Source organism: Actinoplanes italicus (assembly GCF_003001815.1).
In the GTDB taxonomy this organism is placed as follows: domain Bacteria; phylum Actinomycetota; class Actinomycetes; order Mycobacteriales; family Micromonosporaceae; genus Actinoplanes; species Actinoplanes italicus.
On the sequence record NZ_PVMZ01000027.1, the window covers coordinates 24,215 to 47,029 of the forward strand.

At 70.4% G+C, this 22,815-nt stretch carries 23 protein-coding genes; 12 read left to right on the top strand and 11 right to left on the bottom strand.

What is annotated here, in order from left to right:
- Nucleotides 1–8 precede the first annotated feature (8 nt).
- A complete protein-coding gene (locus CLV67_RS43155) occupies nucleotides 9–1,646 on the top strand; it encodes a GGDEF domain-containing protein (protein WP_170154226.1) in 1,638 nt (545 codons plus the stop codon).
- Between the two features lie 5 nt (nucleotides 1,647–1,651).
- Nucleotides 1,652–2,629 carry a hypothetical protein gene (locus CLV67_RS43160; protein ID WP_106329390.1) on the top strand — a complete coding sequence of 326 codons (978 nt, stop codon included), beginning with the start codon at nucleotides 1,652–1,654 and terminating at the stop codon, nucleotides 2,627–2,629.
- On the opposite strand, the gene CLV67_RS43165 is transcribed toward CLV67_RS43160, so the two are convergent.
- Together CLV67_RS43165 and CLV67_RS43170 are read right to left on the bottom strand one after the other, a co-directional pair.
- Nucleotides 2,614–3,756, bottom strand: coding sequence for a hypothetical protein (locus CLV67_RS43165; protein ID WP_106329392.1), 1,143 nt, complete (start codon nucleotides 3,754–3,756; stop codon nucleotides 2,614–2,616). The two genes, CLV67_RS43160 and CLV67_RS43165, sit on opposite strands and share 16 nt — an antisense overlap.
- Nucleotides 3,757–3,843: 87 nt before the next feature.
- Nucleotides 3,844–4,230, bottom strand: a complete 387-nt coding sequence (locus CLV67_RS43170; protein WP_146169525.1) for a VOC family protein — start codon at nucleotides 4,228–4,230, stop codon at nucleotides 3,844–3,846.
- A 160-nt stretch (nucleotides 4,231–4,390) separates the two neighbouring features.
- On the opposite strand from CLV67_RS43170, the gene CLV67_RS43175 reads away from it, so the two are divergent.
- Together CLV67_RS43175 and CLV67_RS43180 are read left to right on the top strand one after the other, a co-directional pair.
- On the top strand, nucleotides 4,391–5,383 hold the full coding sequence (locus CLV67_RS43175) for a cellulose binding domain-containing protein (RefSeq protein ID WP_170154227.1): 993 nt from the start codon (nucleotides 4,391–4,393) through the stop codon (nucleotides 5,381–5,383).
- Nucleotides 5,384–5,454: 71 nt separating this feature from the next.
- Entirely contained in the window at nucleotides 5,455–5,805 is a 351-nt protein-coding gene (locus tag CLV67_RS43180; protein WP_106329398.1) for a hypothetical protein, read from the top strand.
- 7 nt (nucleotides 5,806–5,812) lie between these two features.
- On the opposite strand, the gene CLV67_RS43185 is transcribed toward CLV67_RS43180, so the two are convergent.
- On the bottom strand, nucleotides 5,813–6,733 hold the full coding sequence (locus CLV67_RS43185; RefSeq protein WP_106329400.1) for an NUDIX hydrolase: 921 nt from the start codon (nucleotides 6,731–6,733) through the stop codon (nucleotides 5,813–5,815).
- A 141-nt stretch (nucleotides 6,734–6,874) separates the two neighbouring features.
- On the opposite strand from CLV67_RS43185, the gene CLV67_RS43190 reads away from it, so the two are divergent.
- Nucleotides 6,875–7,075, top strand: coding sequence for a hypothetical protein (locus tag CLV67_RS43190; protein WP_106329402.1), 201 nt, complete (start codon nucleotides 6,875–6,877; stop codon nucleotides 7,073–7,075).
- Nucleotides 7,076–7,099: 24 nt separating this feature from the next.
- Nucleotides 7,100–7,366 (top strand): hypothetical protein, encoded by a 267-nt coding sequence (locus CLV67_RS51445; RefSeq protein ID WP_146169526.1) that lies wholly within the window; start codon nucleotides 7,100–7,102, stop codon nucleotides 7,364–7,366.
- A gap of 33 nt (nucleotides 7,367–7,399) precedes the next feature.
- Here the strand turns inward: CLV67_RS51445 and CLV67_RS43195 are convergent, their stop codons facing one another.
- The 3 genes from CLV67_RS43195 to CLV67_RS43205 form a co-directional block, all read right to left on the bottom strand.
- On the bottom strand, nucleotides 7,400–8,608 hold the full coding sequence (locus CLV67_RS43195) for a helix-turn-helix domain-containing protein (RefSeq protein ID WP_106329404.1): 1,209 nt from the start codon (nucleotides 8,606–8,608) through the stop codon (nucleotides 7,400–7,402).
- A gap of 67 nt (nucleotides 8,609–8,675) precedes the next feature.
- Nucleotides 8,676–9,263, bottom strand: coding sequence for an MOSC domain-containing protein (locus CLV67_RS43200; protein WP_106329406.1), 588 nt, complete (start codon nucleotides 9,261–9,263; stop codon nucleotides 8,676–8,678).
- 62 nt (nucleotides 9,264–9,325) lie between these two features.
- Entirely contained in the window at nucleotides 9,326–10,534 is a 1,209-nt protein-coding gene (locus CLV67_RS43205) for an MFS transporter (RefSeq protein ID WP_239166826.1), read from the bottom strand.
- A gap of 67 nt (nucleotides 10,535–10,601) precedes the next feature.
- Here CLV67_RS43205 and CLV67_RS43210 point away from each other — a divergent pair, with 67 nt between their 5' ends.
- Nucleotides 10,602–11,552, top strand: coding sequence for an ArsR/SmtB family transcription factor (locus CLV67_RS43210; RefSeq protein WP_106329410.1), 951 nt, complete (start codon nucleotides 10,602–10,604; stop codon nucleotides 11,550–11,552).
- Nucleotides 11,553–11,571: 19 nt separating this feature from the next.
- On the opposite strand, the gene CLV67_RS43215 is transcribed toward CLV67_RS43210, so the two are convergent.
- Nucleotides 11,572–13,215: a S8 family serine peptidase gene (locus CLV67_RS43215; protein ID WP_106329412.1), complete on the bottom strand. Its 1,644-nt coding sequence runs from the start codon at nucleotides 13,213–13,215 to the stop codon at nucleotides 11,572–11,574.
- Nucleotides 13,216–13,375: 160 nt separating this feature from the next.
- Between CLV67_RS43215 and CLV67_RS43220 the strand changes: the two genes are divergently transcribed.
- The 4 genes from CLV67_RS43220 (at nucleotide 13,376) to CLV67_RS43235 (ending at nucleotide 18,818) form a co-directional block, all read left to right on the top strand.
- Nucleotides 13,376–15,898: a putative bifunctional diguanylate cyclase/phosphodiesterase gene (locus CLV67_RS43220; protein ID WP_146169527.1), complete on the top strand. Its 2,523-nt coding sequence runs from the start codon at nucleotides 13,376–13,378 to the stop codon at nucleotides 15,896–15,898.
- Nucleotides 15,899–15,964: 66 nt separating this feature from the next.
- Complete coding sequence (locus CLV67_RS43225) at nucleotides 15,965–17,986, top strand: SpoIIE family protein phosphatase (protein WP_106329416.1); 2,022 nt, start codon at nucleotides 15,965–15,967, stop codon at nucleotides 17,984–17,986.
- 81 nt (nucleotides 17,987–18,067) lie between these two features.
- Nucleotides 18,068–18,424, top strand: coding sequence for an STAS domain-containing protein (locus CLV67_RS43230; protein WP_106329418.1), 357 nt, complete (start codon nucleotides 18,068–18,070; stop codon nucleotides 18,422–18,424).
- Nucleotides 18,425–18,455: 31 nt separating this feature from the next.
- Nucleotides 18,456–18,818, top strand: a complete 363-nt coding sequence (locus CLV67_RS43235) for an ATP-binding protein (RefSeq protein ID WP_106329420.1) — start codon at nucleotides 18,456–18,458, stop codon at nucleotides 18,816–18,818.
- Nucleotides 18,819–18,879: 61 nt separating this feature from the next.
- On the opposite strand, the gene CLV67_RS43240 is transcribed toward CLV67_RS43235, so the two are convergent.
- The 3 genes from CLV67_RS43240 to CLV67_RS43250 all read right to left on the bottom strand — a co-directional run bounded on the left by CLV67_RS43240 (nucleotide 18,880) and on the right by CLV67_RS43250 (nucleotide 21,100).
- Nucleotides 18,880–19,224 (bottom strand): STAS domain-containing protein, encoded by a 345-nt coding sequence (locus CLV67_RS43240; RefSeq protein ID WP_106329422.1) that lies wholly within the window; start codon nucleotides 19,222–19,224, stop codon nucleotides 18,880–18,882.
- Nucleotides 19,225–19,288: 64 nt separating this feature from the next.
- Nucleotides 19,289–20,020, bottom strand: coding sequence for an STAS domain-containing protein (locus CLV67_RS43245; protein WP_203737683.1), 732 nt, complete (start codon nucleotides 20,018–20,020; stop codon nucleotides 19,289–19,291).
- Nucleotides 20,021–20,143: 123 nt separating this feature from the next.
- On the bottom strand, nucleotides 20,144–21,100 hold the full coding sequence (locus CLV67_RS43250; protein ID WP_106329548.1) for an ArsR family transcriptional regulator: 957 nt from the start codon (nucleotides 21,098–21,100) through the stop codon (nucleotides 20,144–20,146).
- Nucleotides 21,101–21,229: 129 nt separating this feature from the next.
- On the opposite strand from CLV67_RS43250, the gene CLV67_RS43255 reads away from it, so the two are divergent.
- Entirely contained in the window at nucleotides 21,230–22,078 is an 849-nt protein-coding gene (locus CLV67_RS43255; protein ID WP_239166833.1) for a CE1 family esterase, read from the top strand.
- Between the two features lie 99 nt (nucleotides 22,079–22,177).
- Here CLV67_RS43255 and CLV67_RS43260 read toward each other — a convergent pair whose 3' ends face one another.
- Nucleotides 22,178–22,750, bottom strand: a complete 573-nt coding sequence (locus CLV67_RS43260; protein ID WP_106329424.1) for a TetR/AcrR family transcriptional regulator — start codon at nucleotides 22,748–22,750, stop codon at nucleotides 22,178–22,180.
- Nucleotides 22,751–22,815 lie beyond the last annotated feature (65 nt).

Sequence of the window (22,815 nt, forward strand, 5' to 3'; positions counted from 1 at the left end):
GGAGACACATGGCGTACCGTGATCGCGTCGGCCTGAGCCGCGACGGTGACGGTCCCGCCCGGCCCTCGGCGGCCGCTTCCAGCCGTACGCCCGAACGACTGCTCAAGTCGGGGCCGTGCCTGCCGATGGTGCAGGTCATGAGGATCGGCCGGCAGCGCGGTGTCAGTGTGCACCGCAACCTGGTGCATGCCGGGTTCGTCGTGCTGGCTCTCGTCGCGGTGGCCGCGTGGGCGTTCGGTGACCTGACCGTACGACTCGGTGTGGTGACGGTGATCGGCGCGCTCCCGGCGGCCGGGATTGCCGTCGGGATGCGGATCAACCGGATCGTCAACCGCACCGCCTGGTACCTGTTGCTCGCCGCGTCGGCGCTGTTCACGGTCTTCAACTACCTGTGGTTCATGCAGCTCGGTCTCGGCCGGGAGGTCGGTGCCGACGGACCGGCGAACCTGGTGCTCCAGGTCTTCGCCTACAGCAGCATCATGCTGTCGGCGTTGCAGGTCATCCGCAAACACGGTGAGGGCGACCGCGGCGGCATCATCGACGCCACACTGCTCGGCGTCGGCCTGATCACCCCGGTGTGGGAGTTCGTGCTGCGCCCGCACCTGCTGGATCTGGACGTTTCGGGTCCTAACCAGGGGATCTATCTGCTCAAGATGCTGCTGCTGATGGGCACCCTCGGCGCGCTGCTGCGGATCGCGCGGACCGCCGGCACCGCCCGCACGTCGTTGATCTACTTCTTCATCAGCATGGGCGCGACCGTCGTCAGCGTGGTTTCGTCGTTGTTGTCGACCCGGCCGGGAAGTGACTACTACTCGCCGCTGGTGGATCTGTTCGCGATGATCGGCTATCTGGGGCTGGCCGCGGCGGCGCTGCACCCGAGTTCCACCGAGTTCACGCAGCCGGCCGGGTGGCGCCGGAGCCGTCTGCGGCCGGTGCGGCTGTCGCATCTCGGACTGGTGCTGGCGCTGGTGCCGATCGTCGGCAGCGTTCCCGCACTGTTCGGCGGCACTCCCGACGACACGCTACTGACGTTCGGGACGCTGCTGGTGATCCCGCTGGTCGTCTCGCGGATCGGGCTGCTGATGGCGGAACGGACCGCCGACCAGGAGGCGCTGCGATACCAGGCGCACCATGACGAGTTGACGGGGCTGGTCAACCGCCGCCGGTTCTTCGCCCTGCTGGAGGAGGCGGTCAGGTCCGGCGCCGGGGTGGCGGTTCTCTACTGCGACCTCGACAGATTCAAAGCGATCAACGATCAGTACGGCCACGAAGCGGGCGACGAGGTGCTGCGGGTGTTCGCCGACCGACTGCGCAGCACCCTGCGGGACGAGGACATCGCGGCCCGGATCGGCGGCGACGAGTTCCTGATTCTGGGCACCGGCACGACGGCCGGTGACCCGGTCGTGCTGAGGCGCAGGATCGAGGACGCGACGTCGGCACCGGCCGTGTGGCGGGGGCACGAACTGTCATTCGGGGTGACCGTCGGGGTTGCGTACGGCAGTGGCAAGGACATGAGTGCGGACGGGCTGATATCGGCCGCGGACGCCGACATGTATCGGCACAAGACCGCGCGGCGGGTCCCTCTCGAGAGGGAGGACACTCCCTCCGCGGCGGGAGGTGACCGGGTGCGCTCGCTCATACCGTGAGCGGCATGAACATGAAGGCTTACGGGCTGGTCAGGATCGCCGCGGCAGTTTGGCTGATCGCCTACGCCCTGGTCCACGTGTGGTGGGCGATCGGCGGTGAGCCACGATTCCTGAGCGGTCGCGAGTCCTATTTCCCGGGCGGATCGGTTCCCGTGGTTCTCGGCGTTCTCGGCGCGGTGGGGTGCCTTTGCGCCGCGGCCACCACCCGCCGCCAAGTGGGCGACAGCAGTCGCTACGCGCTCGCCGTACTCACTGCCGTTGCGGGCGCCGCCTTGTGCGTGTATTCGTTCCTGTTCCCGGTGGTCGTGGCGTCCCTGCTGTTCGAGGGCTTCCGAACCGACGCCGTCGCCAGCCTGCTGGCAACCGGCAGCGGCATCGTCGGCGGCATCCTCTGCCTCGTCGTCGCGGCAGGCGAGAGGAGGCGGGCCGCGCATACGTGTGCGTCGTGCGGACGGGTCCACGGCAGGTCGCCGGAGAGCCGTGAGGAGCAGGCTCCCGGTTGGGCCTTCGCCGGCGCCTACCTCGCCGTCTGCGGATTCGCGGCCCGGATGAGTGTGTGGCTCGTCGACACCATCGCCGGGCGGTGGCCGACTCCCGAGAGCCAGACGAACGGCCCGTCGCGGACCGCGCTGGTGGTATTCGTGGCGCTGATGAGCCTGGCCGGCACACTGCTGCCTCTGGCGCTGGCGCATCGCTGGGGGCGGCTGTGGCCGGCATGGGTCAGGCCACTACGCGGCAGGCCGGTGCCCCGGTGGCTGGTACTCGGCACCGGCCTGTTCATCGGGGCGAGTCTGACCGCGTACTTCGGCATCGCCGGAATGATCGCGTGGATCCGGGGTGACGTCGGCGGTGCGTTCCTGCCCTTGCTGCTGGAGATGGGCGGCTACACGCTATGGGGTGTGGGGCTGTTGGTCGCCGCCGCATGGTACTTCGCGTCGACCCGGCCTCCGTGCCCGCCGACCGCAGGTCAGGTGACGTGCTGAACGCGCACCCACGCGCCGGAACTTCCCGCTTTGTGGTCGCCCGTCAAATAGGCGCGCAGCCAGTACTTGCCCTTCTTGGCCGGCTTCCACGTCAGTGTGATGCGGCCGTTCGCCGGCGACGTCACCGTCTTGACGGTGTGCCACCCGGATCCCTGCGTGGCCCATTGCAGGAGGACCTTCCGCGGTGAGGGAACCACGGTCGCGGTCATGGTGACGGTCTTCCCCTTCTTCGAGGCTCCCTTCGAGACCCAGCCGGTCAGCCCCGCGTTGACGACAGGCAACCGCATCTCGACGCTGGCGGGCGGATAGTCGGCGTCACCGTCGAATCGCGCCCGGACCTTGCCGTTGATCCGCTGACGGAAGTCCTTGCAGAAGTGGTCGTAGTACCCGTCTGTCGTAATGGTGGCGAGTTCCTCCCAGGTCGTCGATCCGACCGCCTGGAAGTCGATGATCACCTTGCCCGGCCGCGTCGGGCCGGCCAGGCTCCCGCAGATCGGTGTCCGCCGGCCGTTCAACCGGCCGTAGCCACTCTCGTCGACAGGATCCAGCCGGAGGTCGGTCCGGTTCGGAACGGGAGGGTCGTCGCAGGGCCGCGTCGAGGCGAAGTCCTGGACCGACTCGGCTGAGCTCGCCGGCATGCTCACGGTTACCGGCACGTCGGACCAGTCCAGATCCCGGGGCGCGTTCGGGGCGACGTTCACCGCCAGCTCCACCCAGCCCACGCCACCGGCGAACATCTCCACGTCCGGGCACCACGCCCGTTGGGCGAGCCGGTCGACGGGGCACTCGTTGAGCATCCCGTTGCTCATCTTCAAGATCTCGAAGCCCGGAGGCATCCCGGTCAGCGGTACGGAGAAACCCACCGCCCCGGCTTGGGCGTCGGACGGCGCCCGCAGCGAGAAGCTGATGATGCCGATGTCGCCGGGAACGATGTGCCGGTCGGTCTCCCGTTTGACGACGATGTCGGCGGCGGAGTACGGGGCCGCTGCCCGGGCCGTGGCGGTGCCGTCGGATCCCGGTCGTGAGACTCCTGTCGCCAGGGCGCCGGTGGGCAGCGCGGCCGTGGCCACGGCCGAGGCGGTGACCGCGGCGATAGCCGGCTTCAGGTGCCGCAGGTAGTTCACCACGATCTGGTCATCGACCGAACACCACTCAAGGTGAGCAATCCCCGCTGGTCAGGCTCGGCGCGGCATGGCACATCGATGACCGGCGGCTTACCGATGACGTTGTAGTGGTGATTTGTCTCCCACGAGCCAGAGATGACCGTACGGATCGAAGAACCCGCCTTGGCGATGCGTTCCCCACGGCGCGGCGTGGTCGCGGATCGGATCGTGGTAGTTGGCTCCCGCCTCAGCGGCACCACCGATCACGGAGTCCGGATCATCGGCGAACACCTCGATCCGTGTCGTGGTGCTGCCGAGCACCGAGGGACTCTCCCACTTGTTGTTCGCGGGCTCCGCGAGGAAGAACGGCGCCCCTTGGAACTCCAGGCCGATGACCGAGCCGAGGTTCCACAACTCGGTGGCGCCGAGGGCGCGCTGATACCAGGCGGAGGCTGCTGCGGCGTCCGGCACCGCGAGCATGACGGAGATAGCGGTCATGAGTGGCAGGCTAGCCGGAAGCACAGCGCCAACAGGACCCCGCAAGCAGCCGCACACCGGAAGATTTCGTGTGTCGGCCGCGGCGAAACGTCAGCCGCAGCGCGTTCCACATCCTGACACGCTGCGTCCGCTCTCGGATCCAGTGTGTAACTTCATCGACATGAGTCGATTCGCGCCGCGTGTGTCCGCGGTCCTGGCCGCGCTGCTGGCCGGACTGGCGACGATCACGTTCACTGCGGGACCCGCCCAGGCCGCGACCGCCGTGTTCCTGAAGGAGAACGCCTGGCCCACCGGCTATCTGGGCAGGATGACGGTGACCAACGACGGAGCGGACCGCATGGCGGCCTGGCGGGTGGAGTTCGACCTGCCGGCCGGCACCACGCTCGACTACAGCTGGAACGCCGTGGTGACCCGGAGCGGTACGCACTACGTCATCACCGGTGCTTCCTGGAACGCGAGTCTCGACCCGGGCGCGTCGACGTCCTTCGGCTGGATCGCCTCCGGCCCCGGCGCACCGCACTCGTGCCTGCTCAACGGCGGGTCGTGTGACGGCAGTCCGGCCGCCCGCGACGCCCGGCCGCCCAGCACACCGGCCGGCCTCCGCAGTGACACGCAGGGCAACACCTTCACCCTGCACTGGGATGCATCGACCGACGACACCGGCGTCGTCGGATACGAGATCTACACCGGCACCAGCTCGGGCCCGATCGCCACGGTGACCACCACCAGCCACAGCATGCCGGTCCCGCCGCCGATGGTGATGACCTTCGGGGTACGGGCGGTCGACGCGGCCGGCAACCGTTCCCCGTTCGCGACCCTGGGCCTGGGCACGTCACCGGACGTCACCCCGCCCGGCCCGGTGACGAACCTCCGACTCGTCAGCCCGAGCGGCGGCTTTTTCACCGCCCAGTGGGACGCACCCCGGGACGACCAGTTCGTCGCCGGCTACGAGGTCGCGCTGGACGGCGCGGTCGTCAGCCGGGTCGGCGGCACCACGGCACTGGTGCGGCTCGGCTTCGGGACACACTTCGTCAGCGTTCGCGCGTTCGACGGCGCCGGCAACCTCGCCACCCCGACGCAGGTCATGATCTCGATCGACCCGGGCCCCAGCGCCTCGGCCACATCGAAAGCCCCGCCCACATCGGGATCCTGAATGGCTGCGGGCCGCCTGGCGCGGGAACGCGCCTCGGCCGCCGCCGAGGCGTGGCCCTGAGTTCCACTGCGATGAAGATCTCCGCGTCACAGGGAGACGAACTGACCGGCAACTCCGGCGGGGTGGTGGAGGTCGGCAAGTGGCTGTTCGGCGGGGTGACCGAAGGGCTGTTCGAAGTGGCCGGCCACCAGGCCGAGCCGCCGGCCGGCCCGGACGCCCTGCTGGCGCACGTGCGCGGGCCGGTGGTCGCGCTGTACGACCGGGCCCGGCGGGAGTTCGTGCTGCGGCAGGGCGGCTCGCCTCGCGCGGTCGCTGACCCGGTGCCGCAGGTACGCGACGGCCTCGACCCCGACCTGCGGGAAGAAATCTCGATCGCCGCCAACCTCCGGGCCCGGCTGATCGCCGGAGATCCGATCTTCTGACTTGCGGCTATTGCACCATGTGCCGCTCGATGTGATGGATTTTGCCGGCGGTCCCGTGCAGTGTCACCATCCCGCCTTTGGGGATCGTGGTGTCGGCCGGCCGGGTGGCGGTGCGTTGGCGGCACAGCTCACCGAAGAGTTCCTCGAGCCCCGCCGTGTGGGCGCAGATCACCGCGGACTCCCCGGTGTCGAGGGATTCGCCCGCGATCCGGAGTGCGTAGTCGATGTCGAAATGCTTTCCCCGCAGGCGTTTCGTGTCACGTACGGGCAGGTCCTTGGCCGACGCGTACGGCTCCACTGTCTGCAGGCAGCGAAGGCTGTCGGCGCTGTGCAGAACCTGCGGACCGTACGCGGCCAGCATCGAGCCGAAGCCGCGTGCGGCGGTCAGGCCGGATTCATCGAGCGGGCGCTCAGACTTCCGGCCGGTCCAGTCGGCCTTGGTGCCGGCCATGCCGCCGTGCTGCAACAGGATCAGGGTGCTGCTCCTCGCCATGACGCGATGCTCGAGTTCGGTGAGCAGCCGGACGTCGTCGGGCCGGCTCAACATCCCGGCCGCTACCGGGACAGGCAGCCAACGCACGTCGTCGATCTCGTCCGACGGGATGAAAGTGTTCACCTGGCCTGAATCGGCCGGGACCTCGCCCGAGAAATAGTCGACCTGCTTGGGCCAGCCGTTCTTGACGTAGGCGGTACGCCCCAGCCAGGGGCCGAGCTGAATGCGGAATCCGGTCTCCTCGCGGACCTCCCGGACTACGGCCGAGACGAGTTGCTCGCCGGGATCGACTTTGCCTTTGGGAAAGCTCCAGTCTCCGCGCGGACGGTGCACGACCACCACCTCGCGAACCCGCTCGCTGCCTTGCCAGAGGAGGGCACCGGCGGCCCTGATAGGCACCGAGTATGTGTCGTCAACGATCATCTCGCCGCCCACTCTCGGATCGGATGAATTTCCTGGACCATACCCGACCACTGCTCAAATGGAATTCCCACGACAGGGGCCGTCCATCCAGACGGTTGCCGGTGCTGGGCAAGCGTGATCGGGTGTCAGAATGAACGCTCCGGAATCAGCGCGATGATCGATCCATGGACGATGTATCAAGCCGGGAAGTTCGGCTACAACGCGGCGAAGTGGCTCACCGAGCCGGTCGAGCGCGAGCTTTCCCTGATCAACAATTTTGACGAGAGCGGCAAGATTTATGTCGCGATCTGCGTCTTCACCGACACAGGATCCGTCTCGGTCGGCTGGATCCGAGTCAATTCCGGGGAGAGCTAGAGCGTCGGCATCCCGGTGCCGAGAATGTTCGGCAGCACCTGGGTCGCGATTTATTCACGCACCCGAAAGGCTAAGCACACGTTCACCGGCAGGGGTACCGAGCAGCGCCCCTTCCACGTAGCGGTGCCGAGCTATTCGAACCGTCTCGAATCTGGAGCATCTTTCACGGTCCAGGATAGCGCCGGCAGCCATCCCCGGATGGTGATGAATCAGGGCGGCGTCGACCGGATGAGCCGGGTCGCGGGCCAACTGATCAACATGACGGGCGATTTCAAGTTCACCTATCATTGAGGCATTAAGCGTTTCATTGAGGAATTAAGCGTTTCATTGAGGCATTATGCGTTCATGGAGCGCCCGCAACTCGGTGCCGCCCGTCCCGCGTCGGGAACGGTCCAGCAGAAGCCGGACGGTGGCGGCCAGCTCGGGGCACGTGCGCACATGCTGCGGCGCGACGCGTTCCGCGGTGATCAGGAAGCGGGTCGCCTCACGGTCGCGTCCGCCGATGCGGGCCAGAGCCCGCGCGGTGTCGGCGTAGTAGTAGACCTGCCGGACACCGGCCGGGATCGCCGCCGGGTCGGTGCGCCGGGCGATCTCCACGACCCGGACGGGGTCACCGTCCTCGACCTCGATGCTCATCCGCCAGATGTCCACGTTGGTGGGACCGAAGAACATGCCCATCGTGTTGGTCTCCCCGGTGCGGCGCGCCAAGCCGGACGCCTCGGCCAGCCAGTCCCGGCTGTCTTCGAGCCGCTGCCGGAACCGGCTCGCCAGCGCCGCGACCAGATGCAGTGATCCGAGCACCTCGGGACCGCCGGGCCGGGCAAGGTGCGGGCTCAGGTCGTCCACCGCCCGCTCGGCGAGCGTCTGCCCACGCTGGTGCGAGCCGCATGCGATCGCCGCACTCGCCAGCACGTACGCCGCATGCCCCTGAAGCACCGGGTCGCCGGCCGCGTCCGCCGCGTCGCGGCACCGCTGCGCGCCCAGCCAGGCGTCCGACGGATGTTCGAGACCCCGCAGCACCGACGAGGCGGTGTGGGTCGCCTCGCAGAGCAGCCGCAGCGCCTCGAGATGGTTCGGCCCGGCTGTCTCGGTGTGCAGGTCACGCAGCAGATCCGGAAGCAGGCGTGCCGCGCCGGCGTAGTCGCACGCCCGGTGCAGGGCCCCCACCAGAGAGACACTCCGGCGAAGATCGGCGATCGGCGGCGCGGCCTGCCCGGCGGGCGGCTCGGTCAGGTCGATGTCGACCAGAGCAGTACGCAGGCCGAGCACGCCGGCCCGGGCCGCCGCGGTCGCCCGGTCCGGGGCCGGCACGACGGCCCCGGCCAGTTCGGCCGGAGTGCAGTCCAGCGCGCCGGCGATGCCGGCGAGCATGAAGCGGTTGTCGGCCGTCTGCAGCCCCCGCTCGATGCGGCTCCAGGTGGCATGCGAGACACCGGCTCTGCTGGCGGCGAACCGCACACTCCACCCGCGGAGCAGGCGGCGCGCACGGATCTCCGCACCGATCGCGGGGTCCGGGGTCCGTCGTGGGGTCATGCGCCCGACGGTAGCCCCGCGGCCGGGCCCGGTGGACCGACCCTGTACCACCGCGAGACTGTCGACGTCAGCGTGACGAGCGACCGATCAGCCGTACGGCGTCGCCCGGCTCGATCGTCCCGGCGACGATCACGCGGGCGTTGAGACCACGCAGCCGCAGCGCCTTGGCCTCGTCGGTCCAGACGAACTTGTGGGCCTCGCGCCCGTATCGGGCGGCGAACTTGGCGCAGCCGGTGTGCGGCTGCTCGGTCACCTCGATGACGGCCTGCTCACCGATCGCCAGCCGGGAACCGGCCGGGAGAGCGTCGAAGCTCAGGTCGAGGTCCACATAGAGCTGGTCACCGGCGAGTGCCCAGGCGTCCCGGTCCGGGCCGGCGATCAGTTCGACGAACCGCGAGTTGATGACGTTGAGCTGCATGTCGGGATGCGGGGTGTTGTCGGGTGTCCGGGAGCTTGGCCGCAGGCTCCAGCTGTCGCCGACCAGCCCCTCCTTCAGGCTCAGATCGGCCCGGGCGAGCACTTCCCGTTCGCCGCTGGAAGGCCGGCGCACGGCCAGTTCCAGGGTGCCGGCGCCCCGGGGGGACTGCCGCACGAGGTCGAGTCCTTCCAGGATCTCGGCCAGTGACAGATGCCGTACCGCGATGGTGTCGTCCACGGCCCGACTGTGCCCAACGACCGCAACCGCGGTCCACGGGGTTTCCCGAGCCTCGGAACCGATCACCCCTGTCTCACCTCGCGGCTCAGCAGGGGCAGCAGGGCCGCGCCCAGGTAGGCCACGCCCGCCAGGCCGGCGACCCGCCCCGCGCCCAGCGCGGCGGCGAGCGGTCCGGCGGCCAGCTGCGACAGCGGAATCGCGATGAACGAGAGCAGGTCGTCGAAGGCCGACACCCGCGACAGCGCCTCCCGCGGCACCCGCGCCTGCAGGGCGGTGTCCCAGGTGATGGCCGAGATCGTGAAGCCGAGACCACCCGCGAACGCCGCCGCGGCCAGGATCCACGGTTCTCCGGAGAATCCCAGCGCCAGCAGCGGGATGGCCGGCAGGACACCGAACAGCCGTCCGGTACGCAGCGGCCGCCGGAACACCAGCCGGACCGCGACGACGCTCATCAGCAGCAACCCGGCCGCGCGGATCGAAAGCACCGCGCCCCACCCGAGCGGGCCGCTCTGCTGTGACACGAGCATGGGGCCGAGCACATTCCACGGGCCGACGTTCACCGCGTTGATCACCGCGAACGACACACTCGTCAGCACCACCCAGCGCATCGATCGGAAGATCCGCCACCCGGCCAGCAGCTCGCGTCCCAGCGCGGGAGCGGCGGCCGGTGCCCGGCTCCCGGCGGGCAACCGCAGGAAGAGTGCCGCCGCCAGCAGATAGCTGCCCGCGTCAACGGCCAGCGCCCAGCCGCCGCCGGCCGTGGCGGTGAGCAGGCCGGCCACGGTCGGGGCGATGATGCGTACGGCGTGGCCGCTGCTGGCCAGCAGCGCGTTGGCCCGCTGCAGGTCGCCGCCGGCGACGAGGTCGGGCACGATTCCGCGCAGTGCCGGCGAGGCGAACGCGCTGGCGGCCCCGGCCACCAGCGAGAGCACCACGATCACCGTCAGGTGGTAGCGGCCGGTGAGCAGGATGACGGCGACACCACCGATGGCGGCCGCGCTGACCGTGTTGGCGGCGATGAGCAGCAGACGACGGCTCGTCCGGTCGGCCAGGGCGCCGCCGACCAGCAGCAGGGCGAGCATCGGGACGATGTTGGCGGCGAGCACGACGCCGAGGTCGGTGGCCTGGCCGGAGGCTTGGAGCACGGCCAGCGACAGCGCGACCGTGGTCATCGAACTTCCGAACATGTCAATCGTACGACCGGCGAGGAACCACCCGAAACGGCCGCGCAGCAGTCGCCGGACTCCAGTGGCGGAGAGATCGGTTGTCACGGCGGTCATCGTCGTCGCGTACCGCAGCGGATTTGAACTCTTGCGGCAGATGCCGCAAGGTCGGGGCATGACCCTGATCCGCCTGGGGCCCGACGGCCTGCGTGCCAGCCGGTTTGCGCTCTCTCCGCTGGCCGAGACGCTGAGCCTGCTGATCGCGCTGCGATGCGAGATCGACCGTGGGCGGCCCGGCCCGGAGGCACAGGCCCTGGCGGGTTGGCTCGACCGCGATCCGTTCGCCGCGGGCCTGCTGCGGCTGGTGTCCGCGACGAAGTTCCTGCCCGACTTCGTGGCCATCCCGCCGTCCTCGATGACGACCCGGATCGACGACGAGCTGGCCCGGATGCGCGCCGTCCCGGACCACGTCGCGCGGGCCACGATCGCCGAGTCGCGCCGGTTCGCCTGGATGCCCGGCGGCATCGCCTGGGCAGACCCGGACGGGGTCACCACGTCGGCCGCGGCGGTGTTCGCCCGCGGCTGGCAGTGGTTCGTCGAACCGGACTGGCCGCGGCGGCGGGCCGTGATGGAACGCGACATCCGGCACCGGGCGGGCGTGCTCGCGGCACACGGGTGGCGGCAGGCCATCGACGGGATCGGCAAGATCCGATGGGCGGGCCCGGACGCGATCCTGTTCTCCACCCAGACGCACGCGGACCTGTCCATCGGTGACGAGGGACTCGTGCTGGTGCCGCACACCGGGACCAGCGGACAGTGGATGTGTGAGGCGCCGCCGCGGTTCGCCCTGGTCTATCCGGCGCGGGGTGCGCTGGAGCACCTGCACGTCGCCGCCGAGGGGGTCGCGAAACTGATCGGTGAGGGCCGGGCACGGATCCTGGCCGCTCTGGCGGATCCGACGACGTCGTCGCAGCTCGCGGTGCTGCTCGGGGTGTCGCTCGGCACCGTGTCGGGGCACCTCGCGACACTGCGTGACGCCGGGGCGGTCGTGGGCCGCCGCAGCGGCCGGGCGGTGTACTACGAGCGCACCTCGCTGGGAGACGCCCTGGCCACCCACCTGGGGTAGGCGGGTGGCCGTAGGGTCGTCAGGCCCAGGTGCGGGAGGACCAGTAGCTGCCGCTCCAGCTGCGGGCCGACCAGGAACGGGCGGACCAGGAACGGGCGGACCAACCGGTGGCCGTCCAGGCGGCGGAACTCCAGGAGCGGGCCGTCCAGACGCTGCCGGACCAGCTGCGTGCCGTCCAGGTGGTGCCGTTCCACGTCTTCGACGACCACGACGTGCCGTTCCAGTCCGACCCGGCCCAGACGGCGCCGTTCCAGGTTCCGGCGGTCCAGGACTTGCCGGCCGCCGCCGTCACCGTCCAGGTCTTGGGGTTCCAGGCCTGGCCCATGATGTCGCGCTCGCCGGTCAGTTCGACGCCCGAGTCGGGGTCGGCGACGTGGGCGGTGCCGCGGGCGCCCTCGAGGGTTCCGGTGCCCAGAGCCTTGGGGAACGTCTGCGCCGCCTTGGCGGTGGCCGGGGTCGCCGCGGTGATCGCGGCGTTGACGTTGAGCTGGCCGGCGCCCTGCGCGATGCTGTCGACACCCTTCATCGGTACGGCCGTGCTCGTCAGCAGCTTCTTGACCTGGTCGGGGGTGAGCGTCGGGCGTTGCTGCAACAGCAGCGCGGCCGCTCCGGACACCACGGCCGCCGCCTGCGAGGTGCCGCTGCCCTTGAAGTAGCGGCCCGTGCCGTCGGCTACCAGGCCCTCCGGATAGGTGGCGTCGATGAACGAGCCGGGGTCGCGCAGCGATCCGATCGAACGGCCGGGCGCGACGAGGTCGGCGTGGCGGGTCGTGTCGCCCTTGGTGCTGAACGCGCCGATGGTGTCGTCGTTGCGGGTGGCGACGGTCCCGGCGATGTCCGAGCCGCCGACCGCGATGACGTACGGGTTGAGCGCGGGGTTGCCGACCCGTGTCGCGGTGGCGCCGTCGTTGCCGACGGAGACGACCACGACGATGCCGGCGCGCCACGCTGCTTCCACCGCGTACGACAAAGGATCGTAAAGGGGGTCCTGCAGCGAATCCGTGCCGAAGGACAGGTTCAGCACACGGATGTTGACGCCCGGGTCGTTGCGGTGGGTTGTCGCCCATTCGATCGCGGCGATGACCTGCGACACGTCGACGGCGCCGTCGGCGGTGGCCACGCGCAGGTTGACCAGGTGGGCGTCGGGTGCCACGCCGACGAAACCGGTGCCCTTGCTCTCGTCGCCCGCTTTCACGGCGGGGTCGCGTCCGGCGATGATGCCGGCCATGTGCGTACCGTGGCCGAAGGTGTCCTGGTTCTTGAGGTTCGGGGCCTGGGATTCGAAGGAGAGGTCCGGGCCGTTGACGACCTTTCCGGGCTGAGCGAGGCCCGTGACCGGGGCGATGCCGGAGTCGATCAGCGCTACGCCGACGCCCTTACCGGTCAGTTGCCGGCCGGCAGTGTCCTTCCTCGCCCACACGGCCTGTGTGCCGATGACGGCGTTGACCTCGGGCAGGGTGGTCACGGACGGGTCGATCCACCAGGACCTCTTCGCTGTCTTGGTGCTCGTCGGCGTGGCGGCCGTCTCGCCGGTCGCGGCTTTCGCGGGACTGCCGAACGCCGGAGCGGCCAGTGTTCCCGCTGACACGGCCAGTGCGGCGGACAGCACCGCCGCCGACCACCTCCTGTCGGAAGCCGGGCGCCGGGGGGTGTCGGTACTCATCCACTCTCCTTCGATCAGTGGCCTCGACGTCGGCAGGCCCGCCCCCGAGCTGAGCCTTTCCGCAGGAATCTCCCGGACGGATGCCGGCCGCTGATTCTCAGGTGATCGCGGCGCCGACCGATGAGGCTGGCACTGTCCTGCACAGCGAAGCGGAGTGACGATGACGCGACGGTGGTCCCGGCCGGATTGGCAGGTCGCGGCACTCACTGTTTCGTTGGGGGTCACGGCGCTGGTCTTCGACGGCGCTCTCCTGGCCGCCGACGACAGGCCGCTGCTCGACGGGTTCGGTCCGCTGGCCTGGGCCTCGGCGCTGCTGGTGATGTTCGCCCTCACCGAGGGCTTCGCCATCCACGTGCGCGTGCGTCGCGGCGGGCACGCCATGAGCATCACCGAGATCCCCATGGTCATCGGGCTGACGATGCTGAACCCGCTGATGGTGGTCCTCGCCCGTACCGTCGGCGCGGCCGCCGGGCTGGCGATCCTGCGACACCAGCGCGGGCGCAAACTCGCCTTCAACATCGCGCAGATCAGCCTGCAGGCCACCGTCGGCATCGCCGTGTTCGGCGCCCTGGGAGACCCCGCGGACGGGATGAACGGCCCCCGCGACTGGCTGGCCGCCTACGCCGCCATGCTGGCCGCCGACCTGCTGGCCATCATCCTGCTCACCGCGGTGATCAGCCTGCACGACGACCCGTCGGAGTGGCGGCGCCTGCCGTCGGCCATGAAGGGTCTCGGGCTCGTCCTGATCGCCACGAGCATCGCTCTGATCAGCGCCATCGCCATTCAGAGCAGCCCGTACACGGTGGCGATCCTGGCGGTGCTGTACGGCGTGGTCCATGTCGCCTACCGCGGCTACGTACGCCAGAGCCTGGGCAACGAGCAGGTGGAGAACCTCTACGCGTTCACCGGTGTCCTGGACAGTTCGCAGGACACCGACCGGCTGACGCGGATGGTCCTCGAACAGGTGCGTGACGAGTTGCGCTCGAGTGACGTCGAGTTGATCCTGCCGCCCGACGCCACACAGCCGGGCATGCGGATCCGGCTGTCCGGTCAAGGACGAATCGACCAGACCATGATGTACGAGTCCGCGCCGGACTCCTGGTGGGGACCGGCCGGCGCCGGCGAACTGATCCTGCTGCCCGCCGACCCGTCGCGCACGGACGGCCCGGTCGACGCCATGGCGGTTCCCGTCCCGCTGGGCGGCGAGGTGACCGGCGTGCTGCTGGTGACCGAGAGCCTCGCCGACATCGCCACGTTCACCGCGGAGCACCTGCGGCTGCTGCAGGCCATGGCGAACCACGCCGGCGTCGCCCTGGCCAACGCCCGGCTGGTGGACCGGCTCCGCGAGGAGGCCGTGGAGAAGGAACACCTCGCGCTGCACGACTCGCTCACCGGCCTGCCGAACCGGCAGCACGTGTACCGCCTGCTCGACGCCGCGCTCGCGGCACAGCCGGACACGGTCACCGCCGTCCTGCTGATGGACCTCGACCGCTTCAAGGAGATCAACGACGGGCTCGGCCACGAGGTCGGCGACGCCCTGCTGCGCGTCGTGGGCGAACGCCTGCGCGACCGGCTGGACGGCCGCGGCACCGTCGCCCGACTGGGCGGCGACGAGTTCGCCGTCCTGATCCAGGTCACCTCCCCGGAGGACGCCACCGCCCTCGGCGGGGAACTCGCCCGCGACCTGGAGCGGCCGGTGCACGTCGACCACCTGACCCTGTACGCGCGCGTCAGCATCGGCATCGCGCTGGCACCCGAGCACGGACGAGACAGCGGAACCCTGCTGCGCCGGGCGGACGTCGCGATGTACGCGGCCAAGCAGGCACGTTCCGGGGTGCGCGTCTACCGGGCGTCCGACGACCAGAACACCCCTCACCGGCTGGCGCTGATCGGCGACCTCCGTGAGGCCGTCGACGCCGACCGGACGCTGGTGGTCTTCCAGCCGAAGGTCGACCCGGCAACGGGTACGGTCGTCGGCGCGGAGGCCCTGTCACGGTGGGAGCACCCCGAACACGGCTTCATCGCTCCGGACCTGTTCGTGCCGCTCGCCGAGCACTCCGGCCTGATCCGCCCGCTGACCCTGCACGTGCTGGAGATCGCGCTGCGCAACTGTGCGGTGTGGCGCCGTACCGGCCACGATCTGCACGTCGCCGTGAACCTGTCGCCGAACACGCTGTCGGACGACACGCTGCCCGAGGTGATCACCCGGCTGCTGGCCGAGAACGGCGTCCCCGCGTCGGCGCTCACCCTGGAGATCACCGAGGGCACCCTGATGGCCGATCCCGACGGCGGGCTCGTCACGCTCGAACGTCTGCGCCGCCTCGGGATCAAGATCTCCATCGACGATTTCGGTACGGGCTACTCGTCCCTGGGCCGGCTGCGCGATCTTCCCATCGACGAGGTGAAGATCGACAAGTCGTTCGTGCAGAAGGCGGCCCACGACCACCACGACCAGGCGTTCACCCGCTCCATCGTGCAGCTCGGTCACGCGCTCGGTCTGCAGGTCGTCGCGGAGGGGGTGGAGGACGAGGCCACCTACCGCCACCTCGCCGCAATCGGCTGCGACGTCGTGCAGGGCTACCACGTCTCCCGGCCGCTGCCGGTGGACGAGTTCACCGCCTGGTTGCGCACGACCCCGGCCCACCGGACCGCCATCGGCGATCTCGCGGTGGCCCAGACCTGACGTTCTCCTCAGCGGCCCGCCCCGGCCGCACGTCCGCGGCCAGCCGCAACCACCTAGTCTCGCTGAGTGACATCATCGACCGGACACGCCTCGGCACCGGCACGACGTGTTCCACTGTGGCGGGTGCTGGCCGTGGTGGTGCTCGCGTACGCCGCCGGCGCGTCTCTGGCTTTCGTGAGTTTCGGCGCCCCGTCGATCGTGGTGCTGTTCCTGCCCGCGGGGGTCACCCTGTCGGCGCTGGTGCTCAGTCCTCGCCGCAGGTGGCCCTGGATCCTGGCCGCGGTGGCCGTCACGGAGATCGCTGTGGACATGTCGCACGGCATGGCCCTGCGATGGGCCGCGGGCTTCGCTCTCGCGAACACGGCCGAACCACTGGTCGGAGCACTGTTGCTGCGGAGGTTCCTACCGGCTGAGGTGGATCTGCGACGCCGGCGAGACCTTCTCGTGTTCCTCGCCTGCTGCGTGGGCGCGGGGCCGATCACCGGCGCCACCATCGGCGCCACGATGCTTGCCGGGAGCCTCGGCGCGCCGTGGCCGCAGTCGTTCGTGTCCTTCTGGGCCGGCGACGCGACCGGGGTGCTGACCGTGGCCGGCACCTTCCTGGCCTGGCGCTACCGCCCCGACCCGAAACCCGGGGCCGTCCGAGGGGCCGTGAGCGTGGGGTCGGCGGTGGCCGCGACGGTGATCGGCTTCTGGCCGCACGATGTGCCGCTGTTCTACCTGCCCATCCCGGTCCTGTTCGCGCTCGCCTTCAGCCGGACGCTGGAGGTGACGCTCGCGGCCGGCCTGGCGACCACGGTGACGGCGAACCTGATGACCAGCACCGGCCACGGCCCGTGGGCGGCGCTGCAGACCTCCGAACAGCTGATCACCATGAGCCTGCAACTCTTCCTGGCGACCACCATCCTCGGCGCGTGGATCCTCGCCGTCGGCGTCGCCGAGCGGGATAGCGCGCGCTGGGACACCTCGGTGGAACGAGCCGCCCGGCTTCGTCTGCACGCCCTGCAGGTGCTGACCACGGACCTGGCCAAGGCCGTCACCTCCGAGGACATAGCCCGAGCCGTCGTACGGGAGGGCATCGGCATGATCGCCGACCACGGCAGCGTCGCCGTCGTGCCACCCGGTGGCGGAGAGACGGTCCTGTGGACCTCGCCGGACCGGCCCGGAGGACAGGCCCCCGACGTCCGCAGCAGTCTGAGTGTGCCGATTCCCGGCGACGACGGCCAGGCACTGGGTTCACTGACTTTCAGCTTCCACCGCGAGCACTCCGCCGACGCCGACGTCGTGGCCTTCGCCGAAACGCTGGCGAACCTGACCGCGCAGGCACTGCGCCGCGCACACGTCTACGAACGCGAACACAACGCCACGCAGCAACTTCAGCAGGCGCTGCTGCCGGTGCTCGGCAGCGAGCTCGATTCCGTCCAGGTCAGCGCCGACTACCGGCCCGCCGACGTGGCCCACCAGGTCGGCGGGGACTGGTACGACGTGTTCACCCTGCCTCACGGACGGATCGGTTTCTCCGTCGGCGACGTCGTCGGCCATCAGCTGGCCGCCGCGGCGGCGATGGCGCGCCTGCAATCGGCGTTGCGCATCCTGGCCCAGGCCGCGCCCGGGCCGGCGCAGGTCCTCGACGAACTCGACCGGGCCAGCTCCCTCATCCCCGACGCGAAGACGACCACCGTCGGATACGCCGACTACGACCCTGCCACCCGGATGCTGCGGTACGCCTGTGCCGGGCACCTGCCACCCCTGCTGGTCACTGGCGACGGCGCTGCCTACCTGTGGGGCGGCCGGTCACTGCCACTCGGAGCCGGAACCGCCACACGCGGTCAGGGCCAGGTCGTCGTACCTGATGACGCCGTGTTCGTCTGGTTCACCGACGGCCTCGTCGAACGCCCGGACGAGCAGCTCGCCGTGAACATGCAGCGGCTCGCCGACGCGGCCGGCAGCCTGCCCGGCCCGGACGCCGCAACGCTCTGCCGTCACCTCCTCGCCCACATGGCCGGCGACAGGACGCGCACCGACGACACCGTCATCCTGTGCGTCCAGTTCACCGGCGCAGGGCCGGTCACGCCCGAGAACGGTTGACACCCGAAGTTCCTCCCGATCATGCTGAGCGGGGCATCACGGGCCCTTCATGTCCGCTCGGAAGGGTTCCGCACAGTTCTCATGTCCGACTTCGAGACGCACACGAGGCGAAACGCCGACACACTGGTGGTCGTCCTGGCCGGCGAATGCGATCTGCGCAGCCGCGACGAGATGACGGCGGCCCTGCTGGACGCGGTCGGGTCCAGTGCCAGGGTCGCGGTCGATCTGGCCGGGGTACGGTTCCTCGACTCCAGCGGCCTGCACGCGCTCGTCACCGCCCACCACGCCGCACTCGAACGTTCGGGCATCCTGTACGTCGTCAACGCCACCGGCACCGTCGAAACCGTCCTGCAGATCACCGGCATCCTCGAGCTGCTCCAACAGCCCGCACCAGCGGAGGACACCGCCGAGACCGGACGGGCCGATCAGCGTGGTTGAGCCGAGCCCAGAGACCGTTCCCGTCGAGGTGATGGCCTACCACCAGCCCGATGACCTGCCGAGGGTGCGTGCCTTCGCGCAACGGCGTGCCGAGGACCTCGGCATGACCGCTGACCAGGTCATGTCGCTGGTCATCGCCGTCAGTGAACTGGTCACCAACACCCTGCAGCACACGTCCGGCGGCGGCCGGGTCCGGATCTGGGCCGAGAACGGCCAGGTCACCTGCGATGTCATCGACCACGGACCGATGCGCGCCCTCGGCCGGCGAATGCCCACACCGGACGCGGAACGGGGACGCGGTCTCGCCATCGTCGAACGGTTGTGCGGCCGGGTCGACGCCATCGCCGGAGACGAGGGAACGATCGTCCGGCTCGGGTTCGCGATCGGACGTTGACACGCCGGAGCCACCCCGGCCGGTTACCGCTCGGCTCCCGGCGAACGCCGGAGCCGTCGCGTCAGGTGGCCGGGACGTCCGGTTCGACAGTGACGGCCAGCATCTTGTGGACGCCACTGATCCGGAGCACCTGGTAGACGAGGCCGGTCGCGTTGACCACCCGGAACTCCCGGCCCGCCCGCTGGGTGGCCACACGGCCGCGCAGCAGAGCCCGGACACCGGCGGCCGCGATGAAGGTGACCCGTCGCAGGTCCACCACGACCTCCGCCACGTCGTGATGCTCGGCCGCGTTGGTGATCAGGTCAGCGCAGCAGTCGCAGGTGTCCTCATCGAGCTCGCCCGCGATCATCAGCCGGTGCACCCCCGCACCGTCGTCGCGCTTCGTCACGGCGAAGGGCGTCACCATCGCACTCCTCCCGGCGGATCGTTGCCGCAGCGCAACTACCGGTGGATATCCGCGATTGACATGATCAAACGTCGATTCGCAGGGGCAGTGTCGCCCAGACGACCTTCCCGCCGTACCCCGGAAGTGTTCCCCACCGGTGAGCCATGGTCTCGACCAGCAGCAGACCACGCAGATCGGCCGGATCGGACGAGGCCGGCGGCGGCTGCACCGGCACGGCGTCACTGCCGTCACGAACTGCCACGATCAGATAGCGGCGACACAGCGTGAGCCGGAAATCGATCATCGTCTGAGCGTGCACCACCGCGTTGGTCACCAGCTCACCGGCGACCACGCTCGCCGGGCCGGCCAGATGCGGCAGCTCCCAGCGCAGGCAACCTTCGGTGACCAGCGCACGGGCGTGCCGGGCTGCCCCGGACGCGGGCAGCAGAGTGTCCATGATGGTGGTCGCCTGCTCCCGGATCGGCGCGTCCAGCGCTTCTCGCACCGACGCGTAGACCGTCAGTCGCCCATAGCCGTTGGTGAGCAGCTGCGCCAGGGGCGGATCCGGGGCGGCCAGCAGCAGCGCTGTGCCCGGCCACAGCGAGGCGTGACGTGCGGCGGCCAGGAACACCGACGCCGCCACGGGTTCGGCGATCCTGGTCGCGGCGAGGTCCACCACGACCGCGTCAGGCTGCTCCACGAGGGATTTGAGCAGCGCGGCCCGCACCGCGGGAGCCGACGCCACCGACAGCTCGCCGCGCACGTGCACCACCAGACGCGTGCCCACCGGCTCGATATCGCACTGGACATCAGGCATACCACCATTGTCCCTCACCACCCGCGAGCACAGAACCGACGTCACCGTCACCGTCAGCGACACCGGCGCCGGTACCCTGACCATCACCCTGCCCGCCGCGGCGCCGCTGGACCGGGCCGGTGATCAGGGTGCGGCCAGACCGCGGCCGAGGGCGGTGGCCCGATGCACGATCGCGCCGCCGTCGCGGCGGCTCGACACCAGCCCGGCGGCCCGCAACGCGGACAGGTGCTCCGACGACGACGAGACGCTGATCCCGGTATGCCGGGCGATCGACGAGGTGGTGTGCCGTCCGGGCCGGGTGACCTGCACCAGCACCGCACTGCGGGTCCGGCCGAACAGGCCCGCGAGGGGGTCGGCCGCCGACCGTCCGTCCAGCCCGTCCGGCGCCTCGACGGGGTAGACGACCAGGGCGGGCCGACCGGCACGGATGAGCACGCGTGGCCGCGGGCCGGTGAACGGTGACGGCAACAGGTACAGGCCGTGCCCGCCGAGGCGCACGTCGCCGTCCTGCCAGGTGTCCACCTCCAGCACCGGGCTCTGCCATCGGATCGCCGGATGCAGGCCGGTGAGCAGGCCTTCCGCGCCGGTGTGGGCATAGCGGGCGGCGGCCTCGGCGACGAGCTGCCGATGGCTGCGCGACAACACGGCCCAATCGGGTTCCAGTACCTGATGAAAGTACGTCCGCATGGCGGTCACCAGGGTGTCCAGCACCTCCGCGTCGGCGTCGGCGAACCGGCGGCGGGCCGCGCTGACCGGCGCGTGGGCGTAGGCCGCGGACACCTGCGCCCGCACCTGCCGGATCGGCGCCGACCGGATCACCGTCAGCCCGTCCTCGAGCGTTTCCACGCCGTCCCACGGGGTCACGAAGTCCGGCGCGGCACCCTGCGCCGGAATCAGATGGTGCAACGGCCGCAGCTCCGGCTCCGCCGAGCTCACCCGCCGCGCCAGCACCGGCAGGGCCGCGGCGACCGACGGCCTCCGCAGGGCCTGGCTGGCCATCAGCACCGTGCTGGCCGGATGCAGCCGGTCGGTGAACCGGACCCGCGCCAGGTCCGCGTGCTCCAGCCACAGACGCAACATCCGCCCAGCTTGCCACGGGTTTCGGCGCTCGCCGAAACCGTTGACCGGGCGCAACGGCCGGCCGAGGCTGCCCCGAGGCGGTCGGCAAGAAAAGGAGAGGGACCTTTGCGGCGTACGATAAAGATCTTGGTGTTGGTTTGCGGCCTCGCGCTCGCCGCCTGCAGTTCTGCTCCGCACTCTCCGTCGGCACCGGCCTCGCAGCGGCCCGCCGCGGGTGACCACCGGCTCACCCTCGACGTCGGTGGCAGGGAGCGCGCCTTCCTCCTGCACGCGCCGCCCGGCTGGACCGGTGACGAACCGGTGCCGCTGGTTGTCGCCATGCATTTCTACCCCGGCACCGGCGAACGCCTGCGCGCCATGATCGAGATGGACGCCAAGGCGGACGAGCACGGTTTCCTGGTCGCCTACCCGGACGGCGTCGACGGCGGTTTCAACGCGCTGATCTGCTGCGGCGCCGAGGACGACGTCGCGTTCCTCAAGGCGCTGACCGGCCGCCTGATCACCGGCTGGCGGGTGGACGCCGACCGGATCTACGCCACCGGCATCTCCAACGGCGCCGACATGAGCTTCCGCGCCGCGATCGAGGCGACCGGCGTGTTCGCCGCGATCGGCGCGGTGAGCGGCGGCTACGGCGGGCCCAAGACCGAGGACGCCGGCTACGTCCCGGCCGAGCCGGTTTCGGTGATGAGCATCGTCGGCCGGCAGGACAGGTATTACGACATCTTCGACGCCGGTCTGAAGAAGTGGCGCGAGCGGCTCGGATGCGCGCCGAAGCCGGCATCGCCGACCGGCACGGACCGGGTCGAGCGGTTCAGCGCGCGCTGCGCCGACGGCTCGGACGTCGAGGTGTACGTGGTCACCGACATGGGCCACTCGTGGCCGGGCGCGCAGTCCGGGGAGCTGGCCCAGCCGGGCGCGCCGATCGTCGCCACCGACCTGCTGTGGGACTTCTTCGCCGCCCATCCCCGCCTGAAGTGACACGGGCAGAGCGGCGCACGACGGGAGTGGCTCAACCCGGCCGGGCCGGACGACTGACGGCACGGTGCCGCGGCCCTCGCCCACGAGGCCGGCGCGGGATCAAGCGGACCGCCTGAACGGTTCCGGACATACACCGGCGAGTGTGAGGTTCAGCAACCGGAGCGCCCCGTCCGGTTCGTGCTCCATGGACAGGGCGATACCGGTGACCAGCGCGAGCAGGTCAGCGATCGTGACGCCCGAGGCGAGCGTGCCGTCGGCGGCGGCACGGTCCACGAGTGGACCACCCGCCTCGGTCAGCCGGGCGGTAGCGCAGTGATCGTGTACCTCGCCGGGAGCGGCGCTCCGGTCCCGGCTCAGGGCAACGGCCAGCCCTCGCGTGGTCACGCCGAAGGCGAGCACGGCCTGCAGCCACTCCACCAGCGCCGCGCGGCTGTCCGGGGCGGCGGCGAGGTCGTTCGCCCGTACCGCCAAGGTTTCGGTTTGTCGGCGGAAGACCGCCGCGAGCAGGGCGTGCCGGGTGGGGAAATGCCGGCGCACGGTGCCGGACCCGACCCCTGCGGTACGGGCGATCTGTTCCAGTGACGCGTCGGCGCCCTGCTCGGCGATGGCCTTCTCGGCGACCGCGAGCAGCAGCGCGTAGTTGCGGCGGGCGTCCGCGCGCTGGCCGGGCATCGCTTCTCCTCGCAGTTGCTAAGTGGCGGGGGTCGCCGTATCTTAACGCCAACGAAACGGCGACC